Here is a 16,287-nt window from a genome sequence, read left to right on the forward strand (position 1 = left end):
TTTAATGGGGGTTGCAGTTTGCTGAGTATGGCTTGTTTACGATCGTCACTATATCTTGGCATGATTGGTCCTTGTGCCCCCCATTTGGATTAATATTTAGGGGTGACAACTATCCTGCCATAGGGGGGATCGGTCTATTATCTTTTAATAGGCCGATTTTTTATCATCTTCTTATGGTGTTGATACTGCGCTAGGATTTTTTCTCTCAGACAGGTACAATATCAGTCTTAATCATACATTGACCAAGCATAAGACAGGCATGCAAGTAGTTGCGGGCGCTGTCTTTACTTTTTTTATCGTACCCTTTATTGGAGTTCCTATGTCTATTGCGTCTACTGCCCAAGCGTCTGCCACCGTTTTGGACGGCAAAGCCCTTGCCAAACAAATAGAACAGCAACTGCGCACACGCGTGGAAGCTATCAAGGATAAAACTGGACGTACACCAAGCTTAGCGACGATATTGGTCGGTGACGATCCTGCTTCTGCAACTTATGTACGCATGAAAGGCAATGCTTGTAAGCGTGTCGGTATGGACTCTATACGGGTTGAGATGCCAAGTGCGACCACCACTGCAGAGCTAATGGCAAAGATAGACGAGCTTAATAGCAACCCTGATGTACACGGTATCTTGCTGCAGCATCCAGTACCGTCTCATATCGACGAGCGAGCTTGCTTTGAGCAGATTGACCTAGCAAAAGACGTCGATGGTGTGACTTGTCTTGGTTTTGGCCGCATGGCAATGCAGCAGTCCGCTTACGGCTCATGTACTCCTCAAGGTATCATGCACTTGCTAGAGCATCATAATATCGAGCTATCAGGTAAAGAGGCAGTGGTGGTCGGTCGCAGTGCTATTTTGGGTAAACCAATGGCGATGATGCTATTAAATGCCAATTGTACAGTAACGATTTGCCATTCAAGAACGCAAGATTTAGAGTCTCATATTAAGCGTGCTGATATCGTGGTTGGCGCAGTAGGTGTACCTGAGCTGATTAAAGCCGATTGGATTAAAGCTGGCGCGGTAGTCGTCGATGCAGGGTTCCATCCAACGGATAATGGCGGCGTCGGTGATATCGAATTGCAAGGCATTGAGAGTATTGCTAGTGCTTATACACCTGTCCCAGGTGGCGTAGGCCCTATGACCATTAATACGCTTATTCGTCAGACAGTCGATGCAGCTGAAAAGTCAGCGGGTATCAGTGGTGCGACTAGCGCATGAAGCCGCTAACAGAGCAAAAATCAGAACCCCAAGCAAAAAGTAAAACTGATATAGAGTCCACCAGTGCAGGCGCTGATATCCATGAGCGCTTGCAGCATATCGGTCGTGAGTTCGTCGATATTTGCCATTACATTATTTTGTTTCTAATTAGTGTGGTGGTGGTTTGGACTGCTGGTAAAGAGTTCTTTATTATTTTTCAAAAAGGCTCAGCAGATTTAAAAGATATATTATTACTCTTTATTTATCTTGAGCTGCTGGCGATGATTGGAATTTATTTCAAAACCCATCGTCTGCCAGTACAGTTTTTGATATTTATCGCTATTACGGCATTATCACGACATTTGGTGGTCGATGTACAGGCGGTATCGGACAACTTTCATCTTTGGCTATTGGCAACGATTTCGTTTGCAATCATGGTGCTCAGTGCGTCTATTGTGATACTGACTTGGACTGCCAAAATGTTTGGTCGTCCAGAGGACTATCTTGATGATCATCACAGCACCAGTACCGAGCATCATTTGCCGAGCTATAGTATTAAACGTCGCGACGATTGATGCTTCTAGTATTGATTAGCATGGCTGGCTTATATGGAATTCGTTAGATATCCATGATTGAAACATGGTTGAAACGTGATTAAAAAATGAAAAAGGGCTAACAGTGTTGGCCCTTTTTTACGCATGAAATTTGATATTACAGCCATTTTAATCGCTTAAAGTTGTAGTACAGATAACTACACAAGGCGATTATAAGTCCCATTATCACAAGATAGGAGTACTTCCAATGCAGCTCAGGCATAAAATCAAAGTTCATGCCATAGATACCGGCAATAGCGGTCGGTACAGCTAAAATACCAGCCCAGGCGGCAAGCTTGCGTACCACCTCGTTCTGTCCCATGTTGACCATGGCCATATAGGTATTCATTACCACACTGAGCATTTCATTGAGCCCGTTGATAGCGTCTAGAGAGTGCAGCAGATGGTCATTGACGTCACGAAAATACGGCTTGGCTGCCTGAGAAAACCCAGAAACCAGCTCGCTTTTTTTATGATTGATAAAGAAGCTACAGATATCTTGCACGGGTAAGATAATCGCGCGCATATGTACCAGTTGTGATTTAAGCTCGTAGAGATTCTTCAATGTGCCTTTATCAAACTCATAGGTAAATACGTAGCGCTCTTGCTCACGTAGATAGCGCCCTAAGCGATCGGTAATCGGCATATAGTTATCCACGATAAAATCGAGAATAGCATGCAGCACAAATATCGGTCCCATACGAAGTTTTTCGGGGCGACGATGACAGTGTTCACGCACAGGTGCATAAGAGTTGGAAGGACCATTGCGGATAGTGATTAAGTAGTTTTTACCCATAAATATCGCGGTGGTGCCATAGCGAATAACATTGTCTTCAAGTTTCGCAGTACGCAAGACCACAAACACCATGTCGTTGTCATAGTTTTCAACCTTGGCACGTTGATGGTCAGCAAAAGCATCCTCAATGGCCAGTTCATGCAGACCAAACGCTTCTTTGACCTTTACCATGGTTTTTAAACTAGGGTCATACAAACCGAGCCAGATAAACTGACCATTGTTGCTGAGTGCGCGACTGACATCGTTTAGCGCTACTTTATCCAGGTTTTCACCCGTTTTACGTGAGTAGGCGTAGCAATTGACAACTTCGTCCTCACTTGATAAGTCAATATCTTCATAGCGCTCAGAGTCCGGATCGTAGACCGTCATGGTCTCGATAGTGTCCTCAGTGGTGGCATCAGCATCGCCATAAATGTAGCTGTCTTCATTGTCTAGATACAGATGTTCATCATCCATATCGGCATAAATGCGATTGAAATTAGAGTTAGGTGCAATCCGTGCTGTTTTTTTGATTAACTGATCGTTATCATTTTCCATACACCCTCCCTTTCTAAAGTAAAAATCTTGTTAGATAGTCAGCCCATTATATATAGTGAAAACGTATAGTGGTTACTAAAGCATTGGTCACTAAAGTCGTAGCCGTTAAAGCGCATAGCGTTTTAAGGTATCAATATCAACCAAGCTTAATAAGCTTTCATGGCAAGCTTCTAATTTGATTTGTGGCGCAATATCGAAGTCTAAAGCTTCAACCCAGCGTAGTGCACATATACACCAATAGTCACCTGGTTTTAATCCAGAAAATCCATACTCAGGCAGCGGCGTTATAAGGTCATTGCCACGACTGGCTGAAAAGTTTAAAAACTCACTGGTCATCTTGGCACAGACGGTATGCTGACCGACGTCATGATTGCCAGTATGACAAAAGCCATTGCGATAGTAGCCAGTAATAGGATCAAAGCAGCAGCTGGCAAGGGCAGTGCCTAAGACGTTGGCTTGGTTGATGGCTGGGTTTGGGTGGTAATCAGATGACATAAGGCTTCCGAGATAAAAATATATGTTAGTGTACCATGAGTCGGTATCGAAGACGTTGGTCTCAGTGTGCTCATAGTGTTATTCAGCGTGTGTTAGACAGTGTTTATTACTCATCGTGTCGTGTGTTTATGGTGACGAGTTGATGGCTTTAATTAACCGTATAACCTTTATCTAATAGGTTGATAATATAGGGTGATTGAGCTCATCGTAGTACTGATATCACGCTAACATTAATGTATGGTAATTAGATAACGATTGTGGTCAATTGTCACTAGGCGAACCTTGGCTGCTATGCTAAACTAAAGCATAAAGTGCCTTGATTATTTATTGCCGTTTATTCGCTCATAAAGATACTCGTCTTATCATCCTAAATTATACTTATTACTCACCCTTTTGCGGTTACCTAGTTTGTTTATAAATAATTGGGTCAATGATGTTGCGCGTTAAAAATAAAAAATGCATGGCGTCAATGCAATTGTAAATATAACCTTTAAGTACCGCATCAATACCGCGTTTTTGGTAAGCGATACGCCAAACAAGGATTTATTGTGTCTGTCAGTTCTGATTCTGCAAAACCTGCCCAGCTAAATACCACCAATCAAGCAGCGGCCCAAGCCGCTGAGAACACTGCTACCTCCAATAGTATGCCATATTTGAACAACTTCGCCAGCGACGTTGCCAATAGCTGGCTGTTACCTGATGGGGTGGTGGACGTGCTGTTTGAAGATGCATGCAAGCAAGAAGTGCTTAGATATCAGTTGACTCAGCAGCTCATCACTCATGGCTATCAGTTGGTCAATCCACCGATGATTGAATTTACTGAGTCATTGCTAAGTGATGCATCAGAAGATTTAAAACGCCAGACGTTTAAGATTATCGATCAGCTAACCGGTCGCTTGATGGGTCTGCGTGCTGATATCACGCCGCAGATTTTGCGTATTGATGCGCATCATGGCGGCACAGGGATTGCGCGTTATTGCTATGCAGGCGATGTAATTCATACCCTACCATCAGGGTTGTTTGGCTCACGTACGCCATTGCAATTAGGCGCTGAGATATTTGGCTGCGCAGACTTGGCTGCAGACATTGAGCTGATAGATGTATTGTTTGGCATGATTAATAAGTTGAACATGAGTGCGGCACTGCATATCGATTTGGGTCATGTGGCGATATTTAAGCGTTTGGCTGAATTGGCCGAATTGCCAGATAGTGATACTGAGCAATTGATGCATTTATATGCCAATAAAAACTTGCCAGAGCTGAAGCGCGTTTGCCAAGCATTGCCAATGGGCGATGACTTTTATGCCTTGGCACGCTTCGGTCACGATATTGCCAACCTGTTGGTTAAGCTTTCTGCGACCGCACAGCAAGATACGCAAATATCTACCGCTGTCGATGAGCTACAATGTCTCAAAACACATCTACAAGAGCAGTGGCAATGCCCTGTGAGTATCGATGTCACCGAGCTATCAGGCTATCATTATCATACGGGCATTGTATTCAACGGTTATATCAATAGCGAGACTCAGCCGTTGGTACGTGGTGGTCGTTTTGATGGTATGCAAAGCGGTGGTCATTTATCCGCCAGCCAGCCGCGTGAAGCCACTGGTTTTAGTATGGATGTCAGTCGTTTGCTTGCTCATACGCAACTGGATGCACCAACCGTGGTGCTGGTCGATTATCAAGCAGCAAATAGTGCCAATCAAGAACAAAGACAGATACTGTTGCAGCAAGTTGAGAGTCTGCGCGAGCAAGGCTATCGTGTCACCATGCCATTGAATGCAGATGACCGTCCTCATGATGTGACGCATCGTTTAGGTTTTGCAGACAATGAGTGGCAGCTACAGACTATTTAGCTGAAACCTAGCTTACATGGATACATCAGATTTTAAGATAAAAAATCTCATTATGCTAAATGCTGACAAATAATATGTCAGTGTTTAGCAACGCTTAGCAAAACAGATAGCAAACATATCAAAACAGCTTTAGATTATTAGCAGTTTTAACATCATTTAGTTTTTCAACCGTTATTGCACACACCTCAATACATAAAGGTAAGGATTGATCATGGGTAAGAATGTCGTAGTTTTGGGTAGCCAATGGGGCGATGAAGGTAAGGGTAAAATCGTCGATTTATTGACGGAAAAAGCCTCAGCAGTCGCTCGCTTTCAGGGCGGTCATAACGCTGGTCACACGTTAGTTGTCGATGGCAAAACCACCATCTTACATTTAATCCCATCAGGTATCCTACGTGAAGGCGTCACCTGCTTCATCGGTAATGGTGTGGTGTTAGCACCTGACGCATTGTTAAAAGAGATGAAAGAGCTAGAAGACAACAACGTACCAGTACGTGAGCGTCTGCGCATTTCACCGAACTGCCCACTTATCATGCCATACCATGTGGCACTTGACCAAGCACGCGAAGCCAAACGCGGCACTGGCAAAATCGGTACGACAGGTCGTGGTATTGGTCCTGCCTACGAAGACAAAGTGGCGCGCCGTGCTATTAAGCTTGCCGACTTATTCCGTGATGATTTAGAAGAGAAATTACGTAACTTAATCGAATATCATAACTTCCAACTAACTCAGTATTATAAAGTTGACGCGATTGATTTTGATGAGACGTTCAAGCTGTGCCAAGAATGGAAAGAAGAGATTAAAGGCATGGTTACCGATGTGACTGAAGACCTGAATCAGTTGCGTTTGGCTGGTAAGAACCTGATGTTTGAAGGTGCACAAGGCACTTTACTAGATATCGACCACGGTACTTATCCGTTTGTGACCAGCTCAAGCGTGACAGCTGGTGGCGTATCTACTGGTACCGGTATTGGTCCATTGTACTTGGACTATGTCCTTGGTATTACTAAAGCCTATACCACGCGTGTGGGTAGTGGTCCATTCCCAACAGAACTGTTCGATGATGTTGGTGCTCACTTAGCCAGAGTTGGTCATGAGTTTGGCGCAACCACTGGTCGTGCGCGTCGCTGTGGTTGGTTCGATGCTGAAGCGCTACGCCGTGCAGTGGTACTAAACTCTATGTCAGGTATCTGCTTGACTAAGCTTGACGTATTAGATGGTCTTGAAGAGTTGTTAATCGGTGTGGGTTACAACCTACCTGAGACTGAGTGTGCAGGCGCACATGATGCTGAGTTCTATGAGTCAGTAACGCCTAAGTACGAGACGATGCAAGGTTGGAGCGAGTCTACTGTTGGTATTACTAACTACGATGACTTGCCAGAAAACGCTAAAAAATACATCAAACGTATCGAAGCGTTGATTGGTTGCCCAGTTGATATTATCTCAACGGGTCCTGACCGCGAAGAAACGATTGTATTGCGTGACCCGTATGATGCTTAGTGCTTACGATAAGTCTTGGTGTTATAAGCACTAACTGGCTTTTAGTATTAATCAAAAGAACCCCAGTGCTCAGCATTGGGGTTCTTTTTTGGTCAATATGATGATCGTATTAACAATTAGCGGGTCATAAATTAACTTTTATGCAAGGTACGGTCATAAATTAACCCTATCATTTATAGCCTTATTCATTATAATAGGCAGCAATCCAGTGTTGGCACTCATGTTTTCGTATTGATAAACAATGAATCATCTAAATTGGCTGAAGCCAACATTGTGGCCAGAGACAACACAATCCCTTTATTATTTCAGTTTTATTGAACTCATCACTTATTAGGAGCTTTTCATGGCTAACGAACGTACTTTATCTATCATCAAACCTGACGCAGTTGCTGGCAACCACATTGGTGCTATCTATGATCGTTTTGAGCAAGCTGGTCTAAAAATTGTTGCCGCTAAAATGCTACAACTTGATGACGAAAAAGCAGGCGGTTTCTACGCTGAGCACGCTGAGCGTCCATTTTATAAAGACCTAGTATCATTCATGACTTCAGGTCCAGTATTGGTATCAGTACTAGAAGGCGAAAATGCTATCGCTAAGCACCGTGAAATCATGGGCGCAACCAATCCTAAAGAAGCTGCTGAAGGCACTATCCGTGCTGACTTCGCTAGCAGCATCGATGAAAACGCGGTTCATGGTTCAGATTCAGCTGAATCAGCGGCACGTGAAATCAGCTACTTCTTCAATGATGATGAAGTTTGTGCACGTACGCGTTAATAGCAGCTATTATTTGCAATATTGATTGTTAATAAATAGTATCGCGAGACGGCTTATATCTTATGGGTATAAGCCGTTTTAGCTGTTATATGTAATAACAGTGTCGTTACTTATTGAAATTCATAGGCGCTTGCCTCATTATTAGGTTTACTAGCGTTATCAATCCTTTATCAGCACATTGTCAATATAGATAATTATTTGCATTCTATATAGGACAAATTTTGCGCTCATAACGGATTGCTCAATGCATTATTTAATTGTATAACGACGTTCATGGCTTATGCCAAAAGGTTACCTATTATGTCCACTGTTCAATCACCGACCCAACACACACCCACTAAGAAGACGGCTAGTATCAAGATAGTAGATGAGGCGCAGGCCAAGACCAATCTATTAGGGATGACGCAGTCGCAACTCGCCGATTACTTTAAAAGTATCGGCGAAAAGCCATTTCGCTCGACGCAAGTGATTAAATGGATATATCAGCACGGTGTCACTGATTTTGAGCAGATGACCAATCTGAGCAAATCATTGCGGGATAAGTTATCAGCCAATGCCTGCGTTACGCCACCAAAAGTGATTCATCGTCAATATAGTGATGATGGTACGCGTAAATGGGTGTTTGAAGTGACGGGCGGCTCATTGGTTGAGACGGTATTGATTCCAGCGGATGACAGTAAATTAAATGGTCGTAAGACTTTGTGTGTGTCTTCACAAGTGGGCTGTGCGCTAGATTGTAGTTTTTGCAGTACTGGTAAGCAGGGCTTTGAGCGTGATTTAAGCGCTGCTGAGATTATCGGTCAGCTGTGGGTGGCCAATGCCTCTTATATGACTGATGACAATGATAGTCTAGAACACGTTGATCATAGCCTGTGGGAAAACAATGTCACCAACGTGGTCATGATGGGCATGGGTGAACCATTATTAAACTATAAACCAGTGGTTGGCTCAATGGAGTTGATGCTAAGCGATCACGCTTATGGACTATCAAAACGTCGAGTGACCTTGTCAACCTCGGGCGTGGTACCTAAAATGTACCAACTAGCACAAGATATCGATGTAGCACTGGCTATCTCACTGCATGCGCCCAATGATGAACTGCGTAATGAGCTGGTGCCAATTAATAAAAAGTACCCGCTAGAAGAGCTGATTGCCGCAGCAAAAAACTACGTCTATGATGTCAATCCACGTCATAAGAAGCATGTCACGATTGAGTATGTGATGCTTGATGGCGTTAATGATAGCAATGAACACGCTCATCAATTGGTCACGTTATTGGAAGGCTTACCAAGTAAGATTAACCTGATTCCGTTCAATCCGTTCCCGCATGCACCATATGACAAATCAAGCAATAATCGCATTCATGCGTTTAGTGATATTTTAAGTCAGGCAGGTTTCGTTTGTACCATTCGTCAGACACGCGGTGACGATATCGATGCCGCTTGTGGTCAATTGGTTGGACAAGTGGCTGACCGTACCAGACGCTCAGCGGCTTGGCAGCAAAGCATTAAGGACCGTGAAAACGTATAGTTGGTTTAGAGCATAACATGGCCTAGATATAGGGTGGAAGTAGGCAGAATTTATCCATAGTGCAATTAATAACAACTAAATTGTACTTATGGGGGCTAAATCTATTAAACTGATGCCTCGAGGATCGAACGCATTGAATCACAGTTTTATGATGGCGGCTATGATGACTTCTAAAAATTCTTGTCAGTTGAAATATCAACAATCACTTTCTCAGCGACATCAGCGATTGGCTACAGTCACTGATCGATTGGCTGATGATAAATTAACGATTGCACAAGTGGCTGTTAATAGCACAATAACGTCAAAGCGAATGATGCTAGCAACGGCACTGGCAGGGCTATTGTTGACTGGCTGCCAAAGTACGCCGACCAATGATTTACTGGGCAGTACGCCTTATCCAACGTCGTCGCGTCCTAATGACAATCGCAACCTAGATCAGCAAGAAATTGCTCGCGTGCGCACCTCACTTGCCGCGCAATATATTCGCAAAAACGAGCTTGATACTGCCAAGCGCCAACTCGAAAAAGCCTTCGCTGCTGATAGCCGTTACGCGCCAGCCTATGATATGATGGGCGTTTTGTTGCAGCAAGAAGGCAGTCGTATTAATCTGCAAAAAGCCGATCAATATTTTAAAAAGGCGATTGCGCTTGATAAAGATTTTGAGCAAGCACACAATAACTATGGTGTTTATTTATCACAGATGAAACGCTATCGTGAGGCGGCAGAGCAGTTTGAGATTGCAGGGGCAGCATTAGGCTATGAAGGCCGTATCGGTGCGCTAGAAAATTTGGGTCGTACCTACCTGCAGCTAAATGACCATCCAGCCGCTGCTAAAGCATTTCTGCGGGCGCTCGATGGCAATCGCAACAGTATTATTGCTCATATTGAATTGGTAGATTTATTGCTTGAACAGCAGCGTGTCCCGCAAGCTCAGCGATTATATGATGAAACATTGATACTGGTGCAAGGGCAGGGTATTAGTCCGCGCTTGCTATTACAGGGTATCAAACTTGCCGCTGCACAAAACAATGTCACGACGCGCCAACAATTGGCACAGCAGCTTTTATCCGCTTATCCATTAAGTGATGAAGCAAAACAACTTAAGACTTGGCTTAACAATCCAGAGGCACCATGGAAATGACCACCCCATCATCTAACACTCAATCTAACGCTCAGGGATCATTTGGTGCCATGTTGCAGCAAGCCCGTAAAACTAAGCAAGTCAGTTTAGAAGAAGCGGCTGCCGAGTTATTCATTTTAAAACGTCATCTGCAAGCGCTCGAAAACGAGAATTTTGCTGATTTGCCACAAGCAGCGTTTGCCCGTGGTTTTGCGATTAACTACGCAAAATTCTTGGGAATAGACCCAGTAAAGATAGCCAGTAGCTTCGATGCCGCTTATCCTGACGAGCTAAAACCACATTCAGTCAATAATATCGATACACCACTGCGCCCAATGGGCACCCTGCAGCGCGATACACACAATCGCATTCGCTTTAATCCCTTGCTGATTATTGCGGTTGTTGGCGTCATTATCTTAGCGATATTCTTATTCCGAATGGTCAGTAATGCCAGTAAGGAAAATACCCAAGAGCCAACTAGCGTTGAAGATATATCGGCGATAGAACAAGCACAGGGCGCCGCCATCGATAGTGATACTGGCGTTGGTGCATCGGGTTCGGCATTAAACTTAGGTGGTGCTAGCACTGCGACATTAGATGTCACACTCACTGACGATGCCGTCGTGGTTATTACTGATGCGTCAGGTAGCAACTTGATGAATGGTGCTCAAAATGCAGGTGATTATAAATTGTCAGGTATGCCACCATTTAATGTGCAAATTGACAACGTCGACAACGTCAGCTTAATGCTAAATCAAGAAGCAGTGGCTTTGGGTGCTTATGCAACGGATAAGCAAGCCAGCTTTGAGCTCGCACCTTAGGGTGTAGCTCGTTAGCCTTCAGGCTTTACGTTTTAGCGTATGGTTTTTATTTTTATAATCGATTACACAGTAAGTGGTTAAAAGACTCACTATCAAATAGACAGTCAGTTTTTAGCAATACTATTAATTAACACTATTATCAGCACATTTATTTTTAGTTTTCTCGCTCCAATTGAAGGGTTCATCTATGTCAACGTCAGCGCCTATTAACCGTCGTCTTACTAAGAAAATATATGTCGGTGATGTCGCGATTGGTGGTGATGCACCGATTAGTGTGCAGAGCATGACCAACACCGACACCTGTGATGTGGCGGCGACCGTCGCGCAGATCGAGCGCTGCGTAGAGGCAGGTGCCGATATGATGCGCGTCTCGACACCAACGATGGATACCGTGAAAGCCTTTGCTGAAATTCGCAAACGCGTGAGCGTACCACTGATAGCTGATGTGCATTTTGATCATAAGATTGCTCTAGCGGTCGCAGAAGCAGGTGCAGACTGTCTGCGTATCAACCCTGGTAATATCGGTAATGACGCTAAAGTACGTGAAGTCGTTGCTTGTGCCAAACACTACAATATCCCTATTCGTATTGGCGTTAATGCCGGCTCTTTAGAAAAAGACATTCAGCGTAAATATACTGAGCCAACCGGCGAGGCGATGCTTGAATCAGCCATGCGCCATATCGATATATTAGAACGTTTGAACTTTGATCAATATAAAGTGTCGGTCAAAGCCAGTAATGTATTTTTGACACTGGATGCGTATCGCCTGATATCAGCACAAATTGATAATCCACTGCATTTGGGCGTTACCGAAGCGGGCGTCTATCGAACGGGTGCAGTGAAATCAGCCATTGCTTTGGGTGGTCTGTTGTTAGACGGCATCGGCGATACCATTCGTATTTCCTTAGCAGCAGAGCCTGAAGAAGAGATTAAGATTGGTTTTGATATTCTAAAGTCGCTGAATATTCGCTCTAATGGCGTTAACTTTATTGCTTGTCCAAGCTGCTCGCGTCAAGAGTTTGATGTGATTAAAGTGATGACGGCTTTAGAGTCGCGCTTAGAAGATATCCGTGAGCCAATGAACCTGTCAGTGATTGGCTGCAAGGTGAATGGTCCGGGTGAAGCGAAAGAAGCCGATATTGGTATCGTTGGCGCTGCACCAAAATCATTGGTGTATCGCATGGGCGAAAAGAGCCATTTAATCGATACTGAAAATCTGGTCGATGAGATAGAAGGTATGGTACGTGCTCATGCAGAGGATTTGGCAAAAAAACGTGAAAATGAAATCATTCGAGTAAGATAAACTGCAGCTTGTAGCATGGCACTGTATTCAAAAACAGTAAGCAATAAACGATAAGCAGTAAAAACCAAGCATATAGAACAGAGACTTCGTTAAAATTTTAAGGATACGACCGTACCATGATCAAAGCTATCAAAGGGTTCAATGATATTTTGCCTAATCAATCAGCCAAGTGGCTGCATTTAGAAGCGATATTGGCTAAGGTATTGGCTAGGTACGGTTATGAGCATATTCGTCTACCCATCGTTGAGCAGACCGATTTGTTTGCTCGTGCCATTGGCGGCGCCACTGATATCGTCGAAAAAGAGATGTATAGCTTTGCTGATAAATCCGAGCCACCAACGCCATTGACATTACGTCCTGAAGGAACAGCAGGGGCGGTACGCGCCGTGATTGAGCATAATTTGCTGCGCGGTGATACGCCAAAACTTTGGTATATTGGTCCGATGTTCCGCTACGAGCGTCCCCAAAAAGGTCGTTATCGCCAGTTTCATCAAGTGGGTGTCGAAAGCTTCGGTAGTGCGCTACCAGATGCCGATGCTGAGCTGATTGCGATGACGCACCTGATGTGGCAAGAGCTGGGTCTCAAAGACGAGATGCGTTTGCAATTAAACAGCTTAGGCGAGCTTGATGAGCGTTATGCGTATCGTGAAGCACTGGTTGCTTATTTAAACGATAAAAAAGAGCAGCTAGACGAAGACAGTAAACGCCGCTTGACCACCAACCCGCTACGTATTTTAGACAGTAAAGAGGCGAGTACCCAAGCGCTATTGGCAGATGCACCAAAGTTGGCTGAGTTTTTGGGTGAAGAGAGCATGGCACATTTTGAACAAGTGCAAGCGTATCTGACCGAGATTGGTATCGACTTTGAGATTAATCCGCATCTTGTGCGCGGACTGGATTATTACAATAAAACAGTCTTTGAATGGGTCACTGACAAGCTGGGTAGTCAAGCCACCGTTTGTGCTGGAGGTCGTTATGATGGTCTAATAGGACAGCTCAAATCTGTCGGTAATGATACGAGAAAGCCAGTAAAATCTGAGCCTGCTGTTGGATTTGCCATGGGGCTTGAGCGCTTATTGCTATTAATGGAAGCGGTCGCGCCAATTGCTGATGTTTCTGCTTGTGATGTATTTGTGGTCGCTCATCCAGACGTTTATAGTGCTGGTATTAAATACGCACAAAACTTGCGTTATAGCCGTCCAGATGTACGAGTCAAAATGGCAAGTGCAACCAGTCTAAAAGCGCAAATGAAAAAAGCCGATAAGTCAGGTGCTGCATTGACGGTCATTATTGCTCAGCAAGAGTTGGACGATAACACCATCAGCATCAAAGATATGCAGACAGGTGAGCAACAGACTGCCTCGCAGGATTGGCTATCGAGTGAAGCAAACTTTGCGCGCAGATAGTTAGTTTTGGCTTTTACGGCTTTCGCATCAGCAACTTAATAACAATTCTATCAGGTAAATACATATGGCTCTGACACCCAATTCGCCGAATGCAGACAACTCAATGCAAGCGTTAAAGCAATATGGCAGCTATATTGTCACTGCGATTTTGTTGGCGCTGGCCGCTTATTTCGGTTGGACCTATTGGCAGAATAACCACGCACGAGTCGATACCGTCGCAGCCGACCATTATGCAGATATCCAGCGCTTAAACGAAGAGGTCAGCTTGGCTTCGCAAAACCCTGATTTGGAAAGCGAAGCACAAGAAGCGTTGGCTCAGAGCCGTTCACAACTGGATAAAGACATTGATGCCTTAGTCGCCACTCATGGTGAGTCAGTCTATGCTTGGCAGGCGTTGATGATGAAGGCCCGTCAACAAGTTGATAGTGACGACTTTGCTGCAGCGGCAAAAACGCTTGAGCAAGCATTGGCCATTGATTTAGGTGATGCAGGTTTGGATGCCATTACTCGTCTGCGTTATGCTAAGACATTACTGGCTACTGGGGATACCGATGCCGCTTTAGCAGAAGCTAAGAAAGATTTACCGATTTCTTTTGAAGGCAGTCAGCAAGAATTGCTAGGGGATATTTATTTGGCAAAAAATGATAAAGACTCAGCGATTAAATCTTACAATAATGCTTGGGAGCTGTTACGTGACCGTCAGGAAACACGTGCAGTATTGGCGTTAAAGATGGAAAGTTTGGGCATTGTGCCTGAGCCTATTGCTGAGCAAGCAAGTCTGATTCAAGAGCCTACTGCCCCTGAGCAAGCATTGGTAGTAGAAAGCTCAGTTGATAACGCAGCGATAGAAGTTGCTCAGTAGCTTTTATCACAGTCGTCTTATATGGGTGACGTTGTGACTTCAATAAGCCTTATGATATCCATAGATATTAATGGCTAATCATCAGCTTTATGTTACATCGTATGCCCGATAGCCAGTATGTAAAGATTCCTATATGCTAGATAGCGCAGTAAGTCAGCAGGATAATGTCGAGAGCGAGTATTTTTTAAAGGCTGTATATTAGTACTGTTTTCATAGTATCTGTTGTTCATTTATTTATCGCTAGCCAGTTTACTAATTCATAATAATTTTTTGTAGTGAGAACCTATGATGACTCAATCTATTCGCTCTAGCAAAATGTTAAAAGCCGGAACCATTAAAAAGACGGTCATGCATGTGGCAGTACTAGCAGTGATGAGCACTGCAGTGATTGGGTGTAATCGCGGTATCAAACCAGTCGTTAACGACCCAGTCAAACTGGTACAGATTGCTGAGCCGATTAGTGTATTACAACCAGTATTCAGCACCGATGTTGGCAATAAAAAAGCCAGTAAAAAGGATCCGCTAGATTTGCAGGTCGGTTATGCCAATGGTCAGATTGTGACGGCATCACGCGGTGGGGATTTGACAGGATTTAACAACACTGGCGAGCGTTTATGGTCAGTGAGTGTTGGCGATCAAATAACAGGCGGTGTGACACTAGATGCGTTGAGCCAAACGGCGATTGTTAGCACACGTGGCGGTCAAGTGATGGCCTTTGATAGTACTACTGGTGCCAAGCGTTGGCAGCAACAGCTATCAGGTTCGGTATTAACACCTGCTTTGATTAGCAATAATCGCGTGATTCTATCAGCGAATGATGGCTTTTTACATGGCTTATCACTACAGACAGGACAGTCGATTTGGCAGTTTGCCACACAGGTACCGGCCATCAGTGTGCGTGGTAGCGCAGCGCCAGCGCTATTAGATGACAAGACTGCATTATTAGCCACTGCAGATGGTCGCTTGCATGCGGTGACGATCGATAGTGGTTTGCCGCAGTGGTCAAGACGCGTGGGCGTTGGTACTGGTAGCAGCGAAGTTGAGCGTATGAGCGATGTCGATGGCACGCCTATCGTGGATAAAAACCAGTTGTTTGCTATTAGTTATAGTGGCCAGCTATTGGGCATCGACTTGGCGTCTCGTCAAGTGATGTTCGTTAATGAACTTGCTAGCCTAAAGTCACTTGCGGTGAACAACCAACAAGTCATCGCCACCAGTTTGGATGGTAAGGTGGTTGCATATGACCGTACCAGTGGTGAGAAATTATGGGAGAGTGAAGAGTTGGCTTATCGCCACTTGACCAACCCTGTGATGATTGGCAATTATATTGCTGTCGGTGATTTTGATGGGGTCGTGCATTTGTTTAACCCAGCCACTGGCAAAATCGTTAGTCGCGTACAGACCAAAGGGGCATTGACCAATTTGCAAGTACAAGGCAGCCGTTTGATGACCCAAAGCACCTCAGGTCAAGTTGCTATTTGGCAGGTGGCACGCTAG

At 44.4% G+C, this 16,287-nt stretch carries 14 protein-coding genes; 12 read left to right on the forward strand and 2 right to left on the reverse strand.

Annotation, left to right across the window (positions count from 1 at the left end):
• Nucleotides 1-319 precede the first annotated feature (319 nt).
• The gene (gene folD, locus QL919_RS10445; RefSeq protein WP_290189464.1) at nucleotides 320-1,216 is read left to right on the forward strand and encodes a bifunctional methylenetetrahydrofolate dehydrogenase/methenyltetrahydrofolate cyclohydrolase FolD; all 897 of its coding nucleotides are present in this window, start codon (nucleotides 320-322) and stop codon (nucleotides 1,214-1,216) included.
• Complete coding sequence (locus tag QL919_RS10450) at nucleotides 1,213-1,770, forward strand: phosphate-starvation-inducible PsiE family protein (RefSeq protein WP_290189465.1); 558 nt, start codon at nucleotides 1,213-1,215, stop codon at nucleotides 1,768-1,770. Before folD ends, QL919_RS10450 begins: the two co-directional genes overlap by 4 nt.
• A gap of 136 nt (nucleotides 1,771-1,906) precedes the next feature.
• Here the strand turns inward: QL919_RS10450 and corA are convergent, their stop codons facing one another.
• Together corA and QL919_RS10460 are read right to left on the reverse strand one after the other, a co-directional pair.
• Nucleotides 1,907-3,121 (reverse strand): magnesium/cobalt transporter CorA, encoded by a 1,215-nt coding sequence (gene corA / locus QL919_RS10455; protein WP_290189466.1) that lies wholly within the window; start codon nucleotides 3,119-3,121, stop codon nucleotides 1,907-1,909.
• A 105-nt stretch (nucleotides 3,122-3,226) separates the two neighbouring features.
• The gene (locus QL919_RS10460) at nucleotides 3,227-3,616 is read right to left on the reverse strand and encodes a DUF2237 domain-containing protein (RefSeq protein ID WP_290189467.1); all 390 of its coding nucleotides are present in this window, start codon (nucleotides 3,614-3,616) and stop codon (nucleotides 3,227-3,229) included.
• Nucleotides 3,617-4,164: 548 nt separating this feature from the next.
• On the opposite strand from QL919_RS10460, the gene QL919_RS10465 reads away from it, so the two are divergent.
• The 10 genes from QL919_RS10465 to bamB all read left to right on the forward strand — a co-directional run bounded on the left by QL919_RS10465 (nucleotide 4,165) and on the right by bamB (nucleotide 16,287).
• Nucleotides 4,165-5,472 (forward strand): ATP phosphoribosyltransferase regulatory subunit, encoded by a 1,308-nt coding sequence (locus tag QL919_RS10465; protein WP_290189468.1) that lies wholly within the window; start codon nucleotides 4,165-4,167, stop codon nucleotides 5,470-5,472.
• A gap of 211 nt (nucleotides 5,473-5,683) precedes the next feature.
• Nucleotides 5,684-6,973: an adenylosuccinate synthase gene (locus QL919_RS10470; RefSeq protein ID WP_290189469.1), complete on the forward strand. Its 1,290-nt coding sequence runs from the start codon at nucleotides 5,684-5,686 to the stop codon at nucleotides 6,971-6,973.
• 343 nt (nucleotides 6,974-7,316) lie between these two features.
• Entirely contained in the window at nucleotides 7,317-7,748 is a 432-nt protein-coding gene (gene ndk / locus QL919_RS10475; RefSeq protein ID WP_290189470.1) for a nucleoside-diphosphate kinase, read from the forward strand.
• A 300-nt stretch (nucleotides 7,749-8,048) separates the two neighbouring features.
• Nucleotides 8,049-9,278: a 23S rRNA (adenine(2503)-C(2))-methyltransferase RlmN gene (gene rlmN / locus QL919_RS10480; protein WP_290189471.1), complete on the forward strand. Its 1,230-nt coding sequence runs from the start codon at nucleotides 8,049-8,051 to the stop codon at nucleotides 9,276-9,278.
• A 160-nt stretch (nucleotides 9,279-9,438) separates the two neighbouring features.
• Nucleotides 9,439-10,419, forward strand: coding sequence for a type IV pilus biogenesis/stability protein PilW (gene pilW / locus QL919_RS10485; protein ID WP_290189472.1), 981 nt, complete (start codon nucleotides 9,439-9,441; stop codon nucleotides 10,417-10,419).
• Nucleotides 10,416-11,219, forward strand: coding sequence for a helix-turn-helix domain-containing protein (locus QL919_RS10490; RefSeq protein WP_290189473.1), 804 nt, complete (start codon nucleotides 10,416-10,418; stop codon nucleotides 11,217-11,219). Before pilW ends, QL919_RS10490 begins: the two co-directional genes overlap by 4 nt.
• Nucleotides 11,220-11,406: 187 nt before the next feature.
• Nucleotides 11,407-12,522, forward strand: a complete 1,116-nt coding sequence (gene ispG, locus QL919_RS10495; protein WP_290189474.1) for a flavodoxin-dependent (E)-4-hydroxy-3-methylbut-2-enyl-diphosphate synthase — start codon at nucleotides 11,407-11,409, stop codon at nucleotides 12,520-12,522.
• 116 nt (nucleotides 12,523-12,638) lie between these two features.
• The gene (gene hisS, locus QL919_RS10500; RefSeq protein ID WP_290189475.1) at nucleotides 12,639-13,928 is read left to right on the forward strand and encodes a histidine--tRNA ligase; all 1,290 of its coding nucleotides are present in this window, start codon (nucleotides 12,639-12,641) and stop codon (nucleotides 13,926-13,928) included.
• A 64-nt stretch (nucleotides 13,929-13,992) separates the two neighbouring features.
• On the forward strand, nucleotides 13,993-14,790 hold the full coding sequence (locus QL919_RS10505) for a tetratricopeptide repeat protein (protein WP_290189476.1): 798 nt from the start codon (nucleotides 13,993-13,995) through the stop codon (nucleotides 14,788-14,790).
• Nucleotides 14,791-15,075: 285 nt separating this feature from the next.
• Entirely contained in the window at nucleotides 15,076-16,287 is a 1,212-nt protein-coding gene (gene bamB, locus QL919_RS10510; protein ID WP_290189477.1) for an outer membrane protein assembly factor BamB, read from the forward strand.

The organism is Psychrobacter sp. APC 3426 (assembly GCF_030408035.1).
GTDB lineage: Bacteria > Pseudomonadota > Gammaproteobacteria > Pseudomonadales > Moraxellaceae > Psychrobacter.